Consider the following 21,128-nt stretch of genomic DNA (forward strand, 5'->3'; position numbering starts at 1 on the left):
AGCTTCGACACGCCGCCGACGCTCGAAGGCCCGTCGACCGCGCGCAGCCTCATCATGGTGACGCCGGACGCCCAGCGCAGCATGAACACCTTCCTCGGCGCCTGCGTGCAGCTCGGCCCGCAGGATATCGACGGCGACCGGATCGCCGCCAGCAAGGTGGTCTATCTCGAAGGCTATCTGTTCGATCCGCCGGAAGCGAAGAAGGCCTTCATCGAGGCGGCGAAGCAGACCCATGCGAGCGGCGGCAAGGTCGCGTTGACCCTCTCCGATCCGTTCTGCGTCGACCGCCACCGCGATGCCTTCCTCGAGCTGGTGGATCATCATATCGACATTCTGTTCGCGAACGAGCAGGAGCTGCTGTCGCTCTACCAGACCGACAATTTCGACGACGCCCTGCAGAAACTGCGCTGGAGCTGCGAGTCCGCGGGCGTGACGCGCGGGCCGAAGGGCTCGCTCGTGCTGCACAAGGACGAGGTGCATGTGATCGACGCCGAGCCGATCGAAAAGGTGGTCGACACCACAGGTGCCGGCGATCTCTACGCTTCGGGCTTCCTCTACGGCTACACCCAGGGCATGAAGCCGGCCGACTGGGGCCGGGCGGGCAGCGTCGCGGCGGCCGAAGTGATCTCGCATTACGGCGCGCGGCCCGAGGCGGACCTGAGAGAACTCCTGGCGGCGCGGCTTGGTTGACACGGCGCGCGGTCTCCGTGACTGGGTGACCGAGACGGCGGCGCTTTATCTCAAGCGCCGCGTCCTCGTCGTCCTGCTGCTCGGTTTCTCGAGCGGGCTTCCGCTGCTGCTTTCGTTTTCGACCCTGAGCGCCTGGATGCGGGAGTCGGGTGTCGATCTGACGACCATCGGCGTCTTCGCGCTGGTCGGTACCCCCTTCACGCTGAAATTCCTCTGGGCACCGCTGATGGACCGGCTCGCGGTCCCGGTGCTCGGCCGTCTGCTCGGGCGCCGACGTGCCTGGCTCCTGACGACCCAGCTCCTTCTGATGTCGGCCATCGTTCTGATGGGCGCGACCGATCCGGTGGCGACGCCCTGGCTGATGGCGCTCTTCGCCGTTGTCGTCAGCTTCTGCGCAGCGAGCCAGGACATTGTCGTCGACGCCTACCGCATCGAGTCCCTGACGGAGGACGAGCAGGGGGCGGGTGCGGCGGCCTATACGCTCGGCTACCGTGTCGGCATGCTCGCCGCGGGCGCCGGTGCGCTCATTATCGCGGACCAGGCCGGCTGGTTCGTCGCCTATCTCGCGATGGCCGGGCTGGTGCTGGTCGGGACCTTCACCGTGCTGACCAGCCCGGAGCCCGAAACCGGTGTGGCGGAGCCGCACGCGGAAACTCCCTCGGAATGGCTGCGGAGCGCGGTCTACGAGCCGTTCGCGGAGTTCCTGACACGGCGGGGCGCGCTGCTTATCCTCGCCTTCATCCTGCTCTACAAGCTCGGGGACGCTTTTCTCGGCACCCTGACCAACCCCTTCTATATCGATCTCGGTTTCAGCAAGACGGAGATCGCCGAGGTCACGAAGCTTTTCGGACTGGTGGCGCTCCTGGTCGGGCTGTTCGCCGGCGGGGCGCTGGTGAAGCGTCTCGGCTTGCTCAACGCCCTGCTGGTTTCCGGGGTGCTGCAGGCGGCGTCCAATCTGATCTTCGTCGCCCAGGCGCTCGCCGGGCACGATGTCCTGATGCTGACCGTGACGATCGGGGTGGAGAATTTCACCGGCGGGATGGGGACGGCGGCGTTCGTCGCCTATCTCTCGAGCCTGACGAATGTCGCCTTCACGGCGACGCAATACGCGCTGCTCTCGTCCTTCATGGCCTTCGGCCGCACGGTGCTGAGCTCCGGCGCGGGCGCGGTCACGGACCATATCGGCTGGATAGGCTTTTTCATCGCCTCGACGGCGATCGCCGTGCCGGGGCTGATCCTGCTGCTGGTGCTGATGCGAATGTTCCCGCCGGAGAAGACCGGCGGGGCGAAACAGCCGGACTGATCAGGCGGCGGCGCTCGGACGGTCGAGCGCGTAACCGGCGGAGCGTACGGTGCGGATCAGATCGGACTCGGTGTCGATATTGATCGCCTTGCGCAAACGGCGGATATGCACGTCCACGGTGCGCGGCTCGACATAGATATCCGGTCCCCAGACCCGGTCGAGCAGCTGCTCGCGGGAGAAGACCCGGCCCGGATGCTCGAGGAAATAGCGCAGCAGCCGGAACTCGGTCGGGCCGAGATGGATCTCGCGTTCGTTCCGGCGCACCTTGTGGGCCGCCAGATCCATTTCCAGATCCTCGAACTGCAGGGTTTCCGCGTCGCTCGCGGGACGCGTGCGGCGCAGCACGGCCCGGATCCGGGCGATGAGCTCGCTCGGGCTGAAGGGCTTGGTGATATAGTCGTCGGCCCCGGCATTGAGGCCGCGGATACGGTCCCCCTCGTCGCCGCGTGCGGTCAGCATGATGACCGGGATGGCCTTGGTCTCGGGCGTGCGGCGGAGCCGTCGGCAGACCTCGACGCCGGAGAGCAGCGGCAGCATCCAGTCCAGCAGGATCAGGTCCGGGTTTTTCTCCATCGCGAGAAGCATGGCTTCCTCGCCGTCGCCGGCTTCCAGAACCTCGAAGCCTTCCCGTTCGAGATTGTAGCGCAGGAGAGTGACAATCGGCGCCTCGTCCTCCACCACCAGGATCTTCTGACTCATCATGTTCATCGGACTTCTACTCTCGATTTCAACGCTTACTCAGGCATTTCAACGACGTAGCTGGCGTCATCGCCCTTCGGGCGGTCCGCTTCCATTTTCTTTCCCTTGATCTGGAAGTGCACGGTCTCGGCGATATTGGTCGCGTGATCGCCCATCCGTTCCAGGTTCTTGGCAATGAAGAGAAGGTGAGTCGATGCCGTGATGTTGCGCGGATCCTCCATCATGTAGGTCAGGAGTTCGCGGAACAGGCTGGTATAGAGTTCATCGATATCCTCGTCCCGGTGCCAGGCGGCGACGGCGAGCTCAAGATCGTCGTCGGCATAGGCGTCCAGAACGTCCTTGATCAGCGACTTCACGAGGCCGCCGATCCGCACGATGCCGTTGGCCGGCGGGATTTCCGGCAGGCCGCTGAGCACGATCGCCCGCTTGCCGATATTGGCGGCATAGTCGCCGATGCGCTCCAGGTCGCTGACGATCTTGAGACTGGCGACGACGGTGCGCAGGTCTCCGCCGAGCGGCTGGCGCAGCGCGAGCAGGCGCAGGCTCATGGCTTCGATCTCGGCCTCGAGCGCGTCGATCCGGCTGTCTGCATCGCGCACTTTCTGCGCCAGGGCCTGATCCCGGCGGTGCACGGCGCGGACCGCGGACTCGCATTGTGCTTCGACCAACCCGCCCATCTGGGCGATTTTGGCCTTCAGGCTATCCAGATCCTCGTCGAAGGAGCGGACAATGTGATCGTTCATCGGCATTTGCGTCTCTCAGCGGTCCGGATCAGCCGAACCGTCCCGTGATGTATCCCTGGGTGCGGGAATCCGTCGGATTGGTGAAGATCTGCTCGGTATCGCCGACCTCGACCAGCTCGCCCAGGTGGAAGAAGGCGGTGCGCTGGGAGACGCGCGCGGCCTGCTGCATGGAGTGGGTGACGATGACGATGGTGAAGTTCTCGCGCAGCTCGTCGATCAGCTCCTCGATCTTCGCCGTGGCGATCGGATCGAGCGCCGAGCAGGGCTCGTCCATCAGGATCACTTCCGGATTGACCGCGATCGCCCGGGCGATGCAGAGCCGCTGCTGCTGCCCGCCGGAGAGGCCGGTGCCGGGCTCCATCAGGCGGTCCTTCACCTCCTCCCAGAGGCCGGCCTTGGTCAGGCTGGTCTCGACGATTTCGTCGATCTCCGCTTTGCTGGACGCCGTGCCGTGGATGCGCGGGCCGTAGGCGATGTTGTCGTAGATCGATTTCGGGAACGGGTTCGGTTTCTGGAACACCATGCCGACCCGGGCGCGGAGCTGCACCGGATCGAGGTCGGAACTGTAGATGTCCTCGTTGTCCAGCGTGATCTTGCCTTCGACGCGGCAGATGTCGATCACGTCGTTCATCCGGTTGAGACAGCGCAGGAAGGTGGACTTGCCGCAGCCGGACGGACCGATCAGCGCGGTCACCTCGTTCGGCTTGATCTCGAGGTCGACATCCTGCAGCGCCTGCTTCTCGCCATAGAAGACCTTGACCTTGTCGCCCTTCATCTTCGGTGTGGTGCCGGAGGCCGAGGACCCGCTCGTCTTGCTCATTTTTGCTTTCTCGCTCATCGGAAATCTTACCAGCGCCGCTCGAACTTCCTGCGCAGCAGGACGGCGACGAAATTCATGAAAATCAGGAACGCCAGCAGCACCATGATGGCAGCCGAAGTGCGTTCGACGAAGGCGCGTTCCGGGCTGTCCGCCCAGAGATAGATCTGCACCGGCAGAACGGTGGCGGGATCTGTGAAACCGCCCGGAATGTCGACGATGAAGGCGATCATCCCGATCATCAGCAGCGGTGCGGTCTCGCCGAGCGCCTGCGCCATGCCGATGATGGTTCCGGTCAGGATGCCCGGCATCGCGAGCGGCAGCACATGGTGCGTGACGACCTGCAGCGGCGAGGCGCCGAGGCCGAGCGCGGCCTCGCGGATCGACGGCGGCACCGCCTTCAGCGCCGAACGCGCCGCGATGATGATGGTCGGCAGCGTCATGAGCGCCAGCACCATGCCGCCGACCAGAGGGGCGGAACGCGGGAAACCGAAGAAGTTCAGGAACATTGCGAGACCGAGCAGGCCGAAGACGATGGAGGGCACCGCGGCGAGGTTGTTGATATTCACCTCGATCAGGTCGGTCCAACGGTTCTTCGGCGCGAATTCCTCGAGATAGATCGCGGCCATGACGCCGACTGGAAAGGACAGCAACAGCGTGATCAGCAGGGTCAGGAGCGATCCGGTCACCGCGCCGAGAATACCGGCTTCCTCGGGCTCGCGGCTGTCCGCATTGACGAAGAAATCGGTGTTGAACCGGGTCTCGACCCGATCCGCGTTGTCGAGCTTGTCGTACCAGGCGAGCTCCGCATTGCTTACGCGGCGGTTATCCTCGGCTTCTGTCCGGTCGACATAGCCCTTGGTCAGCATGTCGATATCGTCGGAGGCCTTGACCCAGAGATCGAGCGTTTTCCCGACCAGCGCCGGGTCGGCAATCACCATGTCGCGCAGGACATATCCGGCGTTCGGGGAAACGAAATTGTAGAGCTTGCGCTTGTCGCTCCGGCCGGTGACCTCGGGGAAGTTGTCGCGCAGGTTCTTCTTCATCAGCCCGCCATAGTCGGCGTTCTGAAGCTGCGCCGGATCTCCGGTGCCTGCCGGATCGAGATACTCCGCATCGAACGTGATCGAAAGCTTCACATAGGTCTGCAGGAACGCGCTCCAGCCAGTCCCGACGATGCTGCCGACGAGAAAGACCAGCATCAGGCCGGCGGCGAGAATGCTGCACAATCCGTAAAGACGGAACCGCCGCTCGGCGGCATAGCGCTTCTTGAGGCGCTCGCCGCCCGGGGACGGCCGGCGGATCTCGGCGGTATCGGGTTTCGAGTTCATGATCGCGTCAGTCATATTTTTCCCGATATTTCCGGACCACCCGGAGGGCGATCACATTCAGGCCGAGGGTGACGAAGAACAGCACCAGACCGAGGGCGAAGGCCGCGAGGGTCTTGGCGGAGTCGAATTCCTGGTCGCCGACCAGCAGGGTGACGATCTGAACGGTGACCGTGGTCACCGCTTCCAGCGGGTTGGCGGTCAGGTTGGCCGCGAGCCCGGCGGCCATGACGACGATCATGGTCTCGCCGATGGCCCGGGAGACCGCCAGCAGAAAGGCGCCGACGATGCCCGGCAGCGCGGCCGGGATGATGACGTGGCGGATCGTCTCGGACTTCGTTGCACCAAGCCCGTAGGAGCCGTCGCGCAGCGACTGCGGCACCGAGTTGATCACGTCGTCGGAGAGCGAGGAGACAAAGGGGATGATCATGATGCCCATGACCACGCCCGCCGCGAGCGCGCTTTCCGAGGCGACGTCGAGCCCGATGCTCTCGCCCCAGCCGCGGATCAGCGGGGCGACGGTCAGGGCGGCGAAGAAGCCGTAGACCACGGTCGGGATGCCGGCGAGGATTTCCAGCATCGGCTTGGCGATGGCGCGGAACTTCGGGTTGGCGTATTCCGCCATATAGATCGCCGAGAGCAGGCCGATCGGACCCGCGACCAGCATGGCGATCAGGGTAATCAGCATGGTCCCGGCGAAAAGCGGCACGGCGCCGAAGCTGCCGGAGGCGCCGACCTGCTCGGCGCGGATCGCCGTCTGCGGGCTCCAGTGAATGCCGAACAGGAACTCGAAGAACGGGACGCGGGCGAAAAAGCGCAGGCTCTCGAAGATCAGCGAGAGCACGATGCCGACCGTGGTCAGGATCGCGATCATCGAGCAGACGATCAGCAGCACGCGGATGATGTTCTCGACGACGTTGCGGGCCCGGAAGCTGCGGCTCACCTGGGAGCGGGCCCAGACCAGACCCAGCAGGGCGATGCAGACGACGGCGGCGCCCATGGTCCAGAAACCGACACTCTGCAGCGACTGGTAGCGCTCCATCGCGGCCATGATGGCCGGGCTCGCCTCCCGGCTGACGGCGTTGCCGCTGGCCAGGTTGCGGATATCGGTCAGCATCAGCGAATACTCGTCCGCGTTCTGCGGCATGATCGAGGGATCGAGGCCGGCCATCACCATGTGCTCGACGATCTGCGGCTGGATGATCAGCCAGAGTGCGAGAAGCAGGATGGCCGGCAGGCCGCAGCCGAGGGCGACGAACATGCCGTAGTAGCTTGGCAGGGAGTGCAGGATGCGAACGTCGCCGGATGCGGCGAGGACGGAACGGGCCCGTCCCGCGGCGTAGCCCGCCACCGAAAGTCCGATGACGACGAGAAGAAGGAAGAAGCTGTTCATTGTGCCCCGCCGGCGGAGAATGCTGCTGTCGGCCCGGCAGTCGGTCCCGGGCTCGCAAATGGCGCTGTCTTTATGGATCCGTCGCGATGCGGGTCCATAAAGACAGGGGAGAGGCGGCGAGCCGCCTCTCCCGAGACCTGATTACATCACCAGGTTGGTCTTGTTGGTCGCGGCTTCGCGGAACTTCGCGCGGTCCGCGGCCGGGAGCGGGATCAGACCCTTGTCGGTCAGATAGCCCTCGTCGCCGATCGCCTTGTCGGACGTGAACTCGGCGAGATATTCCTCGATGCCCGGAACGACACCGATATGCGCCTTCTTCACATAGAAGTAGAGCGAGCGGGACACCGAGTAGTCGCCGCTGGCGATGTTCTCGAAGGTCGGCTCGACGCCGAGCACGTTCGCGCCCTTGATCTTGTCGCTGTTCTGGTCGAGGAAGCTGAAGCCGAAGATGCCCATGGCGTTCGGGTTGGCCTGGAGCTTCTGGACGATCAGGTTGTCGTTCTCGCCGGCTTCGATGAACTTGCCGTCTTCGCGCATGGAGTCGGAGATCTTGCGGAAGCCCTTCTTGTCGCTTTTGGCCATCGCCTTGAGCTCCGGGAACTCTTCGGCGCCTTCACGCATGACCAGTTCCACGAACGCGTCGCGGGTACCGGAGGTCGGGGGCGGGCCGAGGACTTCGATCGGCTGGTTCGGCAGCGAGGAGTCGATGTCGGACCAGGTGTTGTACGGGTTCTTGACGATCTTGCCGTCGACCGGAACTTCCGCGGCGAGCGCCAGGAAGAGCTGCTTCTTGGTCAGGTCGAAGCTGGCAGCGCCCTTGTCGTTGCCGATGACGATGCCGTCGAAGCCGATCTTGATCTCGATGACGTCGGCGACGCCGTTCTTGGCGCAGGTCTCGACTTCCGAAGCCTTGATCCGGCGGGACGCGTTGGTGATGTCCGGATGCTGCACGCCGACGCCGGAGCAGAACAGCTTCAGGCCGCCGCCGGAACCGGTGCTTTCGACGACCGGCGTCTTGAAGCCGCTGGTCTTGCCGAAGGTCTCGGCAACCGACGTGGAGAACGGGAAAACGGTGGAGGATCCGACGATACGGATCTGGTCGCGGGCTTCCGCGGCCGCGGCAACAGCGACGACGCCGGCGAGGGCGAGCGGGATTGCCTTCAGGAGAGAATTCTTAAGCACGATTTTGCCTCCGGGACATAGGAGTGTGATCGGACGTACCTGACACCGTGTATGTCAGGACGCCCCGTTCCTACGCTGGTCCGGAGACCGTATTACTACGTTTATGTGAAGCTTTTGTTTCAGCCGGCGGCGAAATGTTGCGATCTGATGACGCCGGGCGCCTTGCACGGAAGGAAGACCGTGAAAGTGCTGCCTTTTCCAACCTTGCTGTCGATCGTCAGCGCGCCCCGGTGACGGCTGACGATATGCTTGACGATGGCAAGACCGAGCCCGGTTCCCCCCATTTCGCGCGAACGCGCGGTGTCCACGCGGTAGAAACGCTCGGTCAGGCGCGGGATATGCTCCCGCGGGATGCCGTCACCCTGATCGACGACGCTGATCGCAACGAGATCCTCGGCCTGCAGCGAAACGGATGCGGGCAGCTCGGCGGTGATTGCGGCCCGGATCGTGACCGTGCTCTGCTCGCGGCCGTATTTCAGCGCGTTCTCCACCAGGTTCTGAAGAACCTGCGATATCTCGTCGCCGTTGGCGATCAGTGGCGGGAGGTCGGGAGCAATCTCCTGAACGATCCGGATCCCGCGCCGTGCCGCGCTCAGCTCCGTCGCGGCGACGATATGTTCGACCAGCGGGCGCAGCGACACTTCCTGGTCCGGCGCCGTGTGCTCCGCCGCCTCGATGCGGGAAAGCGACAGCAGATCCGTGACCAGACGGGTCATGCGGCTCGTCTGCTGGTCCATGATTTCGAGAAACTTCTCATGCGCCTCGAGATCGTCCCGCGCCGGGCCGCGCAGGGTTTCGATGAAACCGTGCAGCGTGGCGAGCGGCGTACGCAGCTCGTGGCTGACATTGGCGACGAAATCCACGCGCATGCTCTCGATCCGCCGGATTTCGGTCAGGTCGCGGAAGATCACCAGGGCCGAGCGCTGCTCCTCCTTTTCGCCGGGAAGTGCCTCGATCCGTACGTTGAAAACCCGGACCACCGGATCCGAGAGCGAGATCTCCACGGTGCGGAAGCCGCCCTCGGCCAGCACGGCATCGCCGGCTTCGAGCAAGGCCGGGTCGCGCGCGACCTGCGACAGTTCGCGGCCCATGATGCGGCCACCGAACTGCTCGCGCGCCGCTCTGTTCATGCTCTGCACCCGACCCTTCTGGTTGAGGAACAGCAGCGGGTCCGGGATATTGTCGATGATCGAGACGTGCCGCTCGTTCAGGGCCTGAAGCTGGTTGCGGCGGTCGGCCGTCGCGCGGAAGAGGCGGGTCAGGGCCGAGGCCAGCTCCGCGGTCTCGCCGATCCCGTCCGCGATGTTCGAGAGCACGTCGTCCGCTTTCGAGGCCCGCTCCGGCGCGTTCGAGCCGGCGCGGCGCTGGATGTGCCGCTTGATGGTGACAAGCAGGCTGTAATGCCGGCGCACGATGGCCATGGCGACCAAGAGGGACACGCCCCACGCGCCGACGGCATGCAGCGGCTCCACCGCATCGAGCGCCGTGATGACGCCGAGCGCGATTGCCGCCGGCAGCGAGACGACGAGGCCGCCACGGAACACGTCCCAGAGCGGCAGCGCGACGGGAAGGTCGTTCGTCGTACCGGACTCCGTTTCGCTCGGCTGTTCGCTCATGCTCTTTCGATCTAGGGACGGTTTCTCTCAGGCCGGCGCCTTGGCGGCTCACCTGACCGGGATCACTAACTCCCGGAGTGTGACGGTTTCTATCATACCGCCCGGAAAACATATCCGGGAGCCGAAAACCGACAAAAACCGAAAGAACGGCACGCTCCCAGGTCCGGGATGCGTGCCGTCCGGACCAATCGCCGATTGGTCTAGTCGGTCAGCGCGTCATGCGCCGCGATCGCTGCCGCATTGACCAGATCGGTCACGGTCGCGCTCATCTGAACGATCTGAACCGGCTTCTCCAGGCCGACCAGCATCGGGCCGATGATGGCCGCGCCGCCGATGGACTGCAGCATCTTGTAGGTGATGTTGGCGGAATGCAGCGCCGGCATGACCAATACGTTTGCCGGTCCGGTCAGGCGGCAGAACGGATAGTTCCGCTTCATCAGATCGTGGTCGAGCGCGATGTCGGCGGACATCTCGCCGTCATACTCGAAATCGACCCCGCGCTCGTCGAGCACCTTCACAGCATCCCGGATGCGCACAGCCTTCTCCCGCGGCGGGTAGCCGAAATTGGAGAAGGAGAGAAGTGCGACCCGCGGCGTGTGGCCGAAGGCGCGGGCCTGTTCGGCGGTCTGGATCGCGATGTCGGCGAGTTCCTCGGCGCTCGGCAGCTCGTTCACGTTGGTGTCGCTGATGAAAATCGTCCTGCCGCGTGAGATCACGATGGAATAGGTCATCACGCGCTGTCCCGGCTTGGGGTCGAGCACGCGGGTGACGTATTCGTGCGTCACACCGAAATTGCGGGTCAGGCCAGTGACCATCGCCTCGGCATGTCCGGCGGCAACCATGCAGGCGCCGAAGACGTTGCGGTCCTGGTTCACCATGCGCTGGCAGTCGCGGTGGATATGACCCTTCCGCTGCAGGCGCTTGTAGAGCATCTCGGTATAGGCCGCGTTGTGCTCCGAGAGCCGCGCATTGTGGACCTCGAGGGTTTCCGCACCCTTCACGCCGAGTTTCGCCACCTGTTCCTTGATCACTTCCTCGCGGCCGATCAGCACCGGCGTTCCGTAGCCTCCGTTGCGGAAAGCGACGGCGGCGCGGATCACCCGCTCCTCCTCGCCCTCGGCGAACACGACCCGGCGCGGATTGGCGCGGATCCGGTCGAAAATGACCTGCAGGCTGGAGGAGGTCGGATCGAGCCGCGCGCCGAGCTCGGCACGGTATGCGTTCATGTCCTTGATCGGCTTGCGGGCGACGCCGGTATCCATCGCCGCCTGGGCGACGGCGGAAGAGACCTTGACGATCAGCCGGGGATCGAACGGCGCCGGGATCAGGTAGCCCTCGCCGTAGTGCAGGGTCTTGCCATAGGCCTTGCCGACCTCGTCCGGCACGTCCTCGCGGGCGAGTTCCGCCAGCGCGTTGGCGGCGGCGATCTTCATCGCGTCATTGATCTCGCTCGCCCGGACGTCCAGCGCGCCGCGGAAGATGTAGGGGAAGCCGAGAACGTTGTTCACCTGGTTCGGGTAGTCGGACCGGCCGGTGGCGACGATCGCGTCCGGACGGACCGCTGCGACGTCTTCCGGGGTGATTTCCGGATCCGGATTGGCCATGGCGAAGATGATCGGCCGGGGGGCCATGGACTTCACCATTTCCTGTGTCATCGCGCCCTTGACGGAGAGGCCGCAGAAGATGTCCGCGCCCTTGACCGCCTCTTCCAGTGTGCGGAGCGGCGTGTCGACGGCATGCTTCGACTTCCACTGGTTCATGCCGCCGTCGCGGCCCTGGTAGATCACGCCCTTGCTGTCGCAGAGGATGACGTTCTCGTCCTTCATGCCCATCGATTTCAGCAGCTCGACGCAGGCGATGGCGGCGGAGCCGGCGCCGTTCACCACCATCTTCGCCGTCTCGATCGAGCGCCCGGTCAGGTCGAGCGCGTTGATCATGCCGGCGGAGGTGATGATCGCGGTGCCGTGCTGGTCGTCATGGAACACCGGGATGTCCATGATTTCCTTCAGGCGCTGCTCGATGATGAAGCAGTCCGGGGCCTTGATGTCCTCGAGATTGATGCCGCCATAGGTCTTGCCGAGGAAGCGCACGCAGTTGACGAACTCGTCCACATCCTTGGTATCGACCTCGAGATCGAAGCCGTCGACATCGGCGAAGCGCTTGAAGAGGACGGACTTGCCCTCCATCACCGGTTTGGCGGCCTGGGCGCCGATATCGCCAAGGCCGAGCACGGCGGTGCCGTTCGAGATCACCGCGACGATATTGCCCTTGGCGGTATATTCGTAAGCCTTGCTCTCATCCTTCTCGATGGCGAGGCAGGGGTAGGCGACGCCGGGCGAATAGGCGAGAGCGAGCTCGCGCTGCGTGGTCAGGTTCTTCGTGGCGGCGACTTCCAGCTTGCCGGGCCGTCCCGAGGCGTGGAATTCCAGCGCTTCCACCTCAAGCATGCGCTTCGCATCATCCATGACGTTTCTCTCCCTGAGAACTCTTGTTGGCCCGATGGATTGCGGGCGGACCGGGCCGTCCGTGCCGCTTCAGTTCATAAAGTTAAATAGGATTAGCTCACGATAGGCGGGACCGGCGGCAGGGGCAATTTCATATCCCGGAATCGAAATCCATAATCGCGCCCGGACGAGACCGCTTCCGGGCATTGCCGGTTTCTCCGCATTGGAAGTGGCCGCCGCCCTCATGTTAAGGTCGCCGCCGTTTTCGAAGCGGCCCGCGCCGCGCCTTTCGATGCCATTGGGACCCGAGTGACATTCCGGCCGTGAACACGATTTCGCCTTCCGACAGCAAACCCGCCGAAGCACCCGTCTCCTCCCGCGCCCGGGCGGAAGCGACGCCGATGTTCCAGCAGTATTTCGAGGTCAAGGACCGGCATCCCGACGCATTGCTGTTCTACCGCATGGGGGATTTCTACGAGCTCTTCTTCGAGGATGCGGAACAGGCGGCGGCGGCGCTGGACATTACGCTCACGAAACGAGGCCAGCATGGTGGCGAGCCGATCCCGATGTGCGGCGTGCCGCACCATTCCGCCGAAGGCTATCTCGCCCGCCTGATCCGCAAGGGCTACCGGGTCGCGATCTGTGAGCAGACCGAGGATCCGGCCGAGGCCAAGAAGCGCGGATCCAAGTCGGTGGTGCGCCGGGAGGTCGTCCGGGTGGTGACGCCCGGGACGATCACGGAGGACGCGCTGCTCGACGCCCGGAGCAACAATTACCTGGCCGCGCTCGCGAAGGCGCAGGACGGGTTCGGCGTTGCATGGATCGACGTCTCGACGGGCGACTTCCATGCCCAGCCGGTGACAGCCGCCGGTCTCGGCGCGGCGCTGGCGCGAATCGGGCCGAGCGAGCTGCTGTTTCCGGACACCCTGCTGGAGCCGGAAAGCGGTTTCGCGACCCTGCTCGAGGAATGGTCGGGCGCGAGCGTCCCGCAGCCGGCGAGCCGCTTCGACAGCGAGAACGGGCGGCGGCGCCTTGAAGCACTGTTCGAGGTCTCGTCGCTGGAAGGCTTCGGCGCCTTCGAGCGGGCGGAACTGGCGGCCGCGGGCGCCCTCGTCGACTATCTCGAACTGACCCAGATCTCCTCGATGCCCCGGCTGCAGCCTCCGCGCCGCTGGCAGGCGGGCGGTCTGGTGGAAATCGACGCCTCGACCCGGCGCAATCTGGAAATCCTGCGCACCCTCGGCGGGGAAAAGCGCGGCTCGCTCCTGAGCGTGCTGGACCGCACCGTGACCGGCGCCGGCGGACGTTTGCTGGCGCAGCGGCTTTCGGCTCCGGTGACGGATGTCGCCGAGATTTCCCGTCGTCTCGATGCGGTCGCGCATTTCCGCGAGGGCGAGCGGCTGCGCGGCGAGATCCGCGACACGCTCCGCGCCCTGCCGGATGTCGAGCGGGCGCTCTCCCGGCTCGCGCTCGGCCGCGGCGGGCCGCGCGATCTGGCGGCGATCCGCGACGGTCTCTCGGGCACCGGGCCGCTGCGCGACCAGCTTGCCCGCGCCGACGCGATGGCGAGCGGGCTGACCGGCGATGCCGGCGGCGCGCCCGAGGAAGCGAAGGTCATCTTCGAGGATCTCGGCTATCACGTGCCGCTGACCGACAAGCTCGACCGTGCGCTGGCGCCGGAGCTTCCGCTGCTCGCCCGCGACGGTGGCTTCATCGCCCAGGGCTACGCGCCCGAACTCGACCGGCTCCGGACCATGCGCGACGAGAGCCGGCGTCTGATCGCCGGACTGCAGGCCCGTTACGTGACCGAAACGGGCGTTTCGGCGCTGAAGATCAAGCATAACAACGTGCTCGGCTATTTCATCGAGGTGACGGCGGCGCATGGCGAGAAGCTGCTCGGGCGCGAGGATTTCATCCATCGCCAGACCATGGCCAACGCGGTGCGCTTCACCACGGTGGAGCTGGGCGAGCTGGAGCGCGATCTATCGCAGGCGGCCGACAAGGCGGTGGCGCTCGAACAGTCGCTCTTCCAGGAGCTGGTCGAGGCGGTTCTGGCCGAGGCCGACGACATTGTGCTTGCGGCCCATGCGCTGGCGCGGCTCGACGTGCTGACTGCGCTGGCCGAGCTCGCCGCCGAACGCCGCTATTGCCGCCCGGAGGTGGACGGCAGCCGCGCCTTCGAGATCCGCGGCGGCCGGCACCCGGTGGTCGAGGCGCTCAATCCAGGCGAGAGCGGCTTCGTGCCGAACGATTGCGTGCTGCAGGACCCGGAGCGGCTCTGGCTCATCACCGGTCCGAACATGGCCGGTAAGAGTACCTTCCTGCGCCAGAACGCGCTGATCGCGCTGATGGCCCAGGCCGGTTCCTTCGTGCCGGCGGAAAGCGCGCATATCGGCGTCGTCGACCGGCTCTTTAGCCGGGTCGGCGCGGCGGACGATCTCGCCCGGGGGCGCTCGACCTTCATGGTCGAGATGGTGGAGACCGCGACGATCCTGAACCAGGCGACCGAGCGCTCGCTGGTGATTCTCGACGAGATCGGCCGCGGCACCGCGACCTTCGACGGGCTCTCGATCGCCTGGGCGACGGTGGAGCACCTGCATGAGGTCAGCCGCGCCCGCGCGCTCTTCGCGACCCATTACCATGAGCTGACCGGGCTTGAATCCAAGCTCGACAGTCTCGCCTGCCACACCATGCGGATCCGGGAATGGAATGACGACGTGGTGTTCCTGCACGAGGTGGTCTCCGGCGCAGCCGACCGTTCCTACGGGATCCATGTCGCCAAGCTCGCGGGGTTGCCGCCGGTAGTCGTTTCCCGGGCGGAGGAGGTGCTGGAGCGGTTGGAAAAAGGCAAGGTCGCCAGCGCCGCCGTCAGCCTTGCAGACGATCTGCCGCTCTTCCAGGCCCTCGCGCCGTCGCCGAAAGCCGCCGCCGCGAAGGAAAGTGCAGTCGAGGCCCGGCTGGAGGAGATCCGGCCGGACGACCTGACGCCGCGCGAGGCGCTCGACCTGATCTACGAGCTGCGGGCGCTGAAGGAGCGGGAAAGCTAGACGATATTGCGCTCCAGCACGAGCGCGCCGCTGGCGAAGCGCTCGAAGCCGAAACGCGAGAGATCGATGGTCCGGAAGCCGCCTTTGGTGATCAGCTCCGCCACCGCCCGGCCGACCGCCGGGGCCTGTTGCAGACCGTGGCCGGAAAAACCGTTCGCGAAGAGGAAATTCGTGAGTTCGGGATGCGGCCCGACGATGCCGTTCTGGTCAATCGTGTTGTAATCGTAATGACCGGCCCAGGCACCCGTCAGCTTGATCGCTTCGAAGGCCGGAACGCGGTGGGCGAGGGCCGGCCAGACCACCTCCTCGAACCAGCGATATTCGACCTCCAGATCGTCTGTCTCGCCGTCGGGATCCTGATCCGCGGGCGGAGAGACGCCGCAGATATAGCCGCCGCTCTCGGGCCGGACATAGACGCCGGACGGGTCGATCAGCAGCGGAACGGCGGGCTCCAGTGCCTCCCGGCAATCGAAGACGTAGACGTTGCGCTTGCGCGGTACCACGGGGAGGGAGATACCGGCCATGGCGGCGATCCTGCCGGCATTCGGCCCTGCCGCGTTGACGACGGTTCCCGCCGCAATCCGGCTCCCGTCCGCGAGCCACACCGCCGTCACGCGGGCGCCATCCTGCTCGAGGCCCGTGACCTCGGCCTCGAGATAGGTGACGCCGAGGCTGCGCGCCTTGCGCCGGAAGGCCTGCATCAGGGTGTTCGGATCGAGCCAGCCCTCCCCGCGCAAGCCGAAGGCCGCGCCGGCGATGCCGTCCATGTTCAGCCAGGGAAACCGTTCCGCAGTGGAAACGGTATCGAGCAGCGCGATCTCGGCACCATGACGCGTTTGTTCCTCGTGGTTCTGCCGGAGCACGTCGAGGCCGGACGGTCCGGCGAGGAAGAGATAGCCGCCTTCGACGAAGCCCGGGTCCGGGCACTCGCCGTCGACCGACAGATAATCGGCGAGGTGGGTCGCGAAATGATGACCGAACAGTCCGATCTCGATGTTTTCCGGATTGGAGAATTGCTGGCGGATGCCGCCTGCGGAGCGGGGCGTCGACGCGGTCGCATAGCTCGAATCGCGCTCGATGACGGTGACCGAGCCGGGAGCGTCGGGGGCGGAGGCGAGAAAGTAGGCGATGGCGCTGCCGATCACGCCGCCGCCGATGATCACGACATCGCTGACTGATTTGTCTGCCACGGGGGACGCTCCGGAAAGGACGCGGGGAACGAGAGATCTCTCCCGTCGTTCTTATCTTCGGGCAAGGCCAAGGTCCAGCGGCCATGTTGCAGCGCGGGACATGGCGCGGCCGCCAATTATGCACTAATGTCCCGCGAGGTGATTTCGCGAGGTGCGAGAGGGACATGGCCGTCGACAATCTGATGCCGGAAAGCGGGACAGGGACCGACGCTGCCGTGGCGGCGCCGGTGCCGAAGGTCAAGGGCCGCAAGAAGATCGTGGACCCGGCCGCGCTTGCCGAGGCCATCGACGCGCTCTGGCAGGAGAGCGGGAACGCGGACACCTTCCGGCCCGCTTTCCTGAAGCTCTTGCGGCACACGGTGGACGATGGCCGGGCCGAGGTCGAACGGCGCTTTCTCGAAACCAATGACGGTGCCGAGGCGGTCCGCGCCAACGCCTATCTGACGGATGTAATCGTCCAGGCGATCGCCGACACCACGACGACGCGAATCTACCGAAACGCCAATCCGACCCAGGCCGAGCAGATCTGCGTCGCCGCGGTCGGCGGTTACGGGCGCGGCGAGATGGCGCCCTATTCAGACCTCGATCTGCTCTTCCTGCTGCCCTACAAGCAGACCCCATACAGCGAGCAGGTGGTAGAGTACATGCTCTACCTGCTCTGGGACCTGCGGCTGAAGGTCGGCCACGCGACCCGCTCGGTCGACGAGTGCATCCGCCAGGCCAAGGCGGACATGACGATCCGGACCTCGCTGCTGGAGCTCCGCTATCTCTGGGGCGCCGAACCGCTCTTCGCGGATCTGCGCGAGCGCTTCCGCAAGGATGTCGAGACCGGGACCGAGATGGAGTTCGTCGAGGCCAAGCTCTCCGAGGCGGACGAGCGGCACGAACGGCTGGGCGACAGCCGCTATGTCATCGAGCCGAACATCAAGGACGGCAAGGGCGGGTTGCGCGACCTGCACCGGCTCTTCTGGATCGGCAAGTATGTCTACAAGGTCGATCAGGTTTCCGATCTGGTGGAGCGCGGCGTTCTGACGGCGGCGGAAGCCCGCAAGTTCGCCAAGGCGCAGAAACTGCTCTGGACCATCCGCTGCCACCTTCACTACCTGACCGACCGGGCCGAGGAACGCCTGACCGTCGATCTGCAGACCGAGATCGCCAAGCGCATGGGCTACACCAATCGCGCGGGCGCCGTCGCGGTCGAGCGCTTCATGAAGCACTATTACCTGGTCTCCAAGGATGTCGGCGACCTGACCCGGATCTTCTGCGCCAGCATCGAGGCGGAGAACCGCCGCAAGCCCCGGCTCCGGCTCTCCTGGGGGTTCCAGCGCAAACGGGATCTCGGCGACTTTCAGATCGATGGCGACCGGCTGAACGTGGTGGACGACGAGGTCTTTTCCCGCGATCCGGTGAACCTCATCCGCTTCTTTCACACCGCGCAAAAGAACGATCTGGAGCTGCATCCGCACGCGCTGCGCCTGGTGACCCAGAACCTGAAGCGGATCGACAAGGACCTGCGCAAGGATGCGGAGGCGAACCGGCTCTTCGTCGAGATGCTGGAAGCGCCGCAAGGTCCGGAACGGATCTTCCGCCGCATGAACGAGGCCCAGGTTCTCGGCAAGTTCGTGCCGGATTTCGGCCGTGTCGTCGCGCAGATGCAGTACGACATGTACCATGTCTATACCGTCGACGAGCACACCATCGTCATGCTCGGGATTCTGCACCGGATCGAAAAAGGCGAGCTTGCGGAGATCGCACCGATCGCGAGCGAGGTGATCCACAAGGTGATTTCCCGGCGAGCGCTCTATGTCGCCGTGTTTCTGCACGACATCGCCAAGGGCCGCGGCGGCGACCATTCGCGCCTCGGCGAGCGGGTCGCGCGACGGCTCTGCCCGCGTTTCGGCCTTAGCGAGGAGGAAACCGAGACCGTCGCCTGGCTGGTGCGCTGGCACCTGCTGATGAGCTATGCCGCCTTCAAGCGCGACGTGAACGATCCGAAGACCGTGCACGATTTCTCCGCCATCGTGCAGTCGCCGGAGCGCCTGCGACTGCTGCTGGTGCTGACCGTCGCCGATATCCGCGCGGTCGGCCCGAATGTCTGGAACGGTTGGAAGGCGGCTCTCTTGCGGGAGCTTTACTGGGCGTCGGACGAGGCGCTTACCGGACAGGGCGAGGAGGCCGGCCGCAAGCGCCGTATCGAGAAGGCGAAGAGAGCGCTGGCGAAAGCCCTGGTCGACTGGCCGGCCGAAGATATCGAGCGCCACCTCTCGCTCGGCTACGCGGATTACTGGCTCGCCTTCGACCTCGAGACCCATGTGCGCCATGCCCGCATGGTCCGCGCCGCGGAGATCGAGGAACGTGAGCTCGCGATCGAGAGTCGGGTCGACGCGGCCCGCGAGGTGACCGAGATCATCGTCTATACCTCGGACCATCCGGGCCTCTTTTCGCGCATCACCGGCGCGATGGCGATTTCCGGCGCGAGCATCGTCGATGCCCGCATCGCGACCTTCAGTAATGGCATGGCGCTTGACGTTTTCTGGATCCAGGACGAGGACCGCAAGGCTTTTGACCGGCCGGACAAGCTGGCGAAGCTCTCGGTCGCGATCGAGCAGGCCCTGACCGGCCGGGTAAACCTGCTCTCCGAACTGGTGAAGCGCCGCCGCAGCATCGAGCGCCGGGCCCGGGTGATGAAGATCCCGACCCGGGTGCTGGTCGACAACAAGGCGAGCGTGACCCATACCGTCATCGAGGTGAACGCGACCGACAGGCCCGGCGTGCTCTACCGCATCGCGCGCGCTCTGCGGGAGATCAAGATCCAGATCTTCTCGGCCAAGATCTCGACCTATGGCGAGAGCTTCGTCGACGTGTTCTACGTGAAGGACCTGTTCGGGCTGAAGATCGATTCCGAGACGCGGATCCAGGAAATCCGCGACGCCCTGCTGACCGCGCTTGCCGACGATGCGGCACCACCGCGATCCGACAATGGCGCTTCATGATACTCGGCGGCCTTTTTCCTGCCCCGGTTCCGATGCAGTCTCCCGTTCCCGCCGACATTAAGCCGAAAGTGCCATGTCCCTGATCCGCGCCGCCGCGACTGTCGGCAGTTACACCATGATCAGCCGGGTGACGGGCTTTCTGCGCGACGTGCTGATCGCCGCGATCCTCGGTGCGGGGCCGGTGGCCGACGCCTTTTTCGTCGCCTTCAAGCTGCCGAACTTCTTCCGCCGCCTGACTGCCGAGGGGTCTTTCACAGTCGCCTTCGTGCCGCTCTTCGCCGGGTCGCTCGAGGCAGAGGGGCGCGCGGAGGCGAAGCGGTTCGCCGAGGACGCGCTGGCGATGATGTGCGCGGTCTTGGCGGCGCTGACCCTCGCCATGGAACTGACCATGCCCTGGGTTATGCATGTGCTGGCGCCCGGTTTCGTTGCGACACCGGAACGCTTCGAGATCGCCGTCGAGCTCACCCGCATCACCTTTCCCTACCTGCCGCTGATTTCCATCGTCGCGCTCTATGGCGGCGTGCTGAACAGCCTCGACCGCTTCGCCGCCATGGCCTCGGCCCCGATCCTGCTGAACCTGATCCTGATCGGCGCCATGGTCGGGTTCGCCGACCGGCTTGAGACGCCGGGCCATGTGCTTGCCTGGGGCGTCGCGGCGGCGGGTCTCGCCCAGCTGCTCTGGCTGATCGGTGCCTCCTCGCGGGCCGGGTTCTCGCTGCGTCTGCGCGTGCCGAGGCTGACGCCGGGCGTGCGCAAGCTCTTTCGTCTCATGTTGCCGGCCATGCTCGGCGCCGGAGTGGTGCAGATCAACCTGCTGATCGACATGGTGCTGGCCTCGACCCTGCCGCTCGGCTCGATCTCCTTTCTCTATTATGCCGACCGGGTGAATCAGCTGCCACTCGGGGTGATCGGAGTCGCGATCGGGACCGCGCTGCTGCCCATGCTCTCGCGCCAGTGGCGCGGCGGCGACGAGGCGGGCGCGCTGACGACGCAGAACCGCGCGCTCGAGCTCGGCGCCCTGCTGACGGTGCCGGCCGCGGTCGGGATCGCGGTGCTGGCCGGGCCCATCATCACCGTGCTGTTCGAGCGCGGCGCCTTTAGCGCGGCGGACGCGGCCGCGACCTCTGCGGCGATGATCGCCTTCGCCGCGGGTCTTCCCGCCTTCGTGCTGGTCAAGGTTCTGCAGCCGGGCTTCTTCGCCCGCGAGGACACCAAGACTCCGGTCAAGGTGGCGGCAGGGGCGGTGGTGCTGAACCTCCTCCTCAACCTCATCCTGATGCAGTTCCTCGCCCATGTCGGTCTCGCGCTCGCGACCGCCATCGCGTCCTGGGTCAACGGCTTCGCGTTGGCCTGGCTGCTGCGCCGGGACGGGGTCTTCAGGCTCGACCAGCGCTCGCGCAAGCGACTGCCGCGTATCCTTGTCTCCGCTCTCTTGATGGGAGCCGCACTGTCCGCGGCGCTGTGGCTCGCGGACAGTGCAGAGCTTGCGCTTTTCGGGCAGGGAACTCTGGTCGGCTCACTGGCGTTGCTCGGCTTCATCCTGCTGGCTCTGGCGGTCTATTTCGGCACCGCGACCCTGCTCGGCGCCTTTCGCCCGGCGGAGCTCAGGACGGCTTTCCGGCGCTCCCCGGCAAGCTGAGCCAGTCCGGCCTTGACCACCGCTGCGCCTGCCGCGATAAATCA

The 21,128-nt window shown here is 65.5% G+C and carries 14 protein-coding genes; 5 read left to right on the forward strand and 9 right to left on the reverse strand.

The window, feature by feature from the left end:
• The coding region (locus JJ959_RS08115) for an adenosine kinase (protein WP_292881895.1) at nt 1–690 on the forward strand (690 nt) is incomplete at its 5' end.
• Entirely contained in the window at nt 683–1,993 is a 1,311-nt protein-coding gene (locus tag JJ959_RS08120; RefSeq protein ID WP_292881897.1) for an AmpG family muropeptide MFS transporter, read from the forward strand. The genes JJ959_RS08115 and JJ959_RS08120, both read left to right, overlap by 8 nt.
• Here the strand turns inward: JJ959_RS08120 and phoB are convergent, their stop codons facing one another.
• The 8 genes from phoB to JJ959_RS08160 all read right to left on the reverse strand — a co-directional run bounded on the left by phoB (nt 1,994) and on the right by JJ959_RS08160 (nt 12,236).
• Complete coding sequence (gene phoB / locus JJ959_RS08125; protein WP_193186170.1) at nt 1,994–2,692, reverse strand: phosphate regulon transcriptional regulator PhoB; 699 nt, start codon at nt 2,690–2,692, stop codon at nt 1,994–1,996.
• Nucleotides 2,693–2,727: 35 nt separating this feature from the next.
• On the reverse strand, nt 2,728–3,435 hold the full coding sequence (gene phoU / locus JJ959_RS08130; protein WP_292881900.1) for a phosphate signaling complex protein PhoU: 708 nt from the start codon (nt 3,433–3,435) through the stop codon (nt 2,728–2,730).
• Nucleotides 3,436–3,463: 28 nt separating this feature from the next.
• Complete coding sequence (pstB, locus tag JJ959_RS08135) at nt 3,464–4,255, reverse strand: phosphate ABC transporter ATP-binding protein PstB (RefSeq protein WP_292881903.1); 792 nt, start codon at nt 4,253–4,255, stop codon at nt 3,464–3,466.
• Nucleotides 4,256–4,281: 26 nt separating this feature from the next.
• A complete protein-coding gene (gene pstA / locus JJ959_RS08140; protein WP_292882179.1) occupies nt 4,282–5,583 on the reverse strand; it encodes a phosphate ABC transporter permease PstA in 1,302 nt (433 codons plus the stop codon).
• Between the two features lie 7 nt (nt 5,584–5,590).
• Nucleotides 5,591–6,973: a phosphate ABC transporter permease subunit PstC gene (gene pstC / locus JJ959_RS08145; protein WP_292881906.1), complete on the reverse strand. Its 1,383-nt coding sequence runs from the start codon at nt 6,971–6,973 to the stop codon at nt 5,591–5,593.
• Nucleotides 6,974–7,114: 141 nt separating this feature from the next.
• Nucleotides 7,115–8,155 carry a PstS family phosphate ABC transporter substrate-binding protein gene (locus JJ959_RS08150; RefSeq protein ID WP_292881909.1) on the reverse strand — a complete coding sequence of 347 codons (1,041 nt, stop codon included), beginning with the start codon at nt 8,153–8,155 and terminating at the stop codon, nt 7,115–7,117.
• A 119-nt stretch (nt 8,156–8,274) separates the two neighbouring features.
• A complete protein-coding gene (locus JJ959_RS08155) occupies nt 8,275–9,771 on the reverse strand; it encodes an ATP-binding protein (protein WP_292881912.1) in 1,497 nt (498 codons plus the stop codon).
• A gap of 200 nt (nt 9,772–9,971) precedes the next feature.
• Nucleotides 9,972–12,236 carry an NADP-dependent malic enzyme gene (locus JJ959_RS08160; protein WP_292881914.1) on the reverse strand — a complete coding sequence of 755 codons (2,265 nt, stop codon included), beginning with the start codon at nt 12,234–12,236 and terminating at the stop codon, nt 9,972–9,974.
• Nucleotides 12,237–12,616: 380 nt separating this feature from the next.
• Between JJ959_RS08160 and mutS the strand changes: the two genes are divergently transcribed.
• Nucleotides 12,617–15,262: a DNA mismatch repair protein MutS gene (mutS, locus tag JJ959_RS08165; protein WP_292882182.1), complete on the forward strand. Its 2,646-nt coding sequence runs from the start codon at nt 12,617–12,619 to the stop codon at nt 15,260–15,262.
• On the opposite strand, the gene JJ959_RS08170 is transcribed toward mutS, so the two are convergent.
• The gene (locus JJ959_RS08170) at nt 15,259–16,452 is read right to left on the reverse strand and encodes an FAD-binding oxidoreductase (RefSeq protein WP_292881917.1); all 1,194 of its coding nucleotides are present in this window, start codon (nt 16,450–16,452) and stop codon (nt 15,259–15,261) included. The two genes, mutS and JJ959_RS08170, sit on opposite strands and share 4 nt — an antisense overlap.
• Before the next feature lie 164 nt (nt 16,453–16,616).
• Here JJ959_RS08170 and JJ959_RS08175 point away from each other — a divergent pair, with 164 nt between their 5' ends.
• Entirely contained in the window at nt 16,617–19,445 is a 2,829-nt protein-coding gene (locus tag JJ959_RS08175) for a [protein-PII] uridylyltransferase (protein WP_292881919.1), read from the forward strand.
• Between the two features lie 73 nt (nt 19,446–19,518).
• Nucleotides 19,519–21,084, forward strand: coding sequence for a murein biosynthesis integral membrane protein MurJ (murJ, locus tag JJ959_RS08180; RefSeq protein WP_292881921.1), 1,566 nt, complete (start codon nt 19,519–19,521; stop codon nt 21,082–21,084).
• The last annotated feature ends 44 nt before the right edge of the window (nt 21,085–21,128 follow it).

Source organism: Nisaea sp., assembly GCF_017640745.1.
Lineage (GTDB): Bacteria > Pseudomonadota > Alphaproteobacteria > Thalassobaculales > Thalassobaculaceae > Nisaea.

Excerpts from the sequence above, each read along its gene's own strand:
- phoB (WP_193186170.1), bottom strand. The coding sequence starts at position 2,692 with ATGAGTCAGAAGATCCTGGTGGTGGAGGACGAGGCGCCGATTGTCACT.
- phoU (WP_292881900.1), bottom strand. The coding sequence starts at position 3,435 with ATGAACGATCACATTGTCCGCTCCTTCGACGAGGATCTGGATAGCCTG.
- pstB (WP_292881903.1), bottom strand. The coding sequence starts at position 4,255 with ATGAGCAAGACGAGCGGGTCCTCGGCCTCCGGCACCACACCGAAGATG.
- pstA (WP_292882179.1), bottom strand. The coding sequence starts at position 5,583 with ATGAACTCGAAACCCGATACCGCCGAGATCCGCCGGCCGTCCCCGGGC.
- pstC (WP_292881906.1), bottom strand. The coding sequence starts at position 6,973 with ATGAACAGCTTCTTCCTTCTTCTCGTCGTCATCGGACTTTCGGTGGCG.
- JJ959_RS08155 (WP_292881912.1), bottom strand. The coding sequence starts at position 9,771 with ATGAGCGAACAGCCGAGCGAAACGGAGTCCGGTACGACGAACGACCTT.
- JJ959_RS08160 (WP_292881914.1), bottom strand. The coding sequence starts at position 12,236 with ATGGATGATGCGAAGCGCATGCTTGAGGTGGAAGCGCTGGAATTCCAC.
- mutS (WP_292882182.1), top strand. The coding sequence starts at position 12,617 with ATGTTCCAGCAGTATTTCGAGGTCAAGGACCGGCATCCCGACGCATTG.
- JJ959_RS08175 (WP_292881919.1), top strand. The coding sequence starts at position 16,617 with ATGGCCGTCGACAATCTGATGCCGGAAAGCGGGACAGGGACCGACGCT.
- murJ (WP_292881921.1), top strand. The coding sequence starts at position 19,519 with ATGTCCCTGATCCGCGCCGCCGCGACTGTCGGCAGTTACACCATGATC.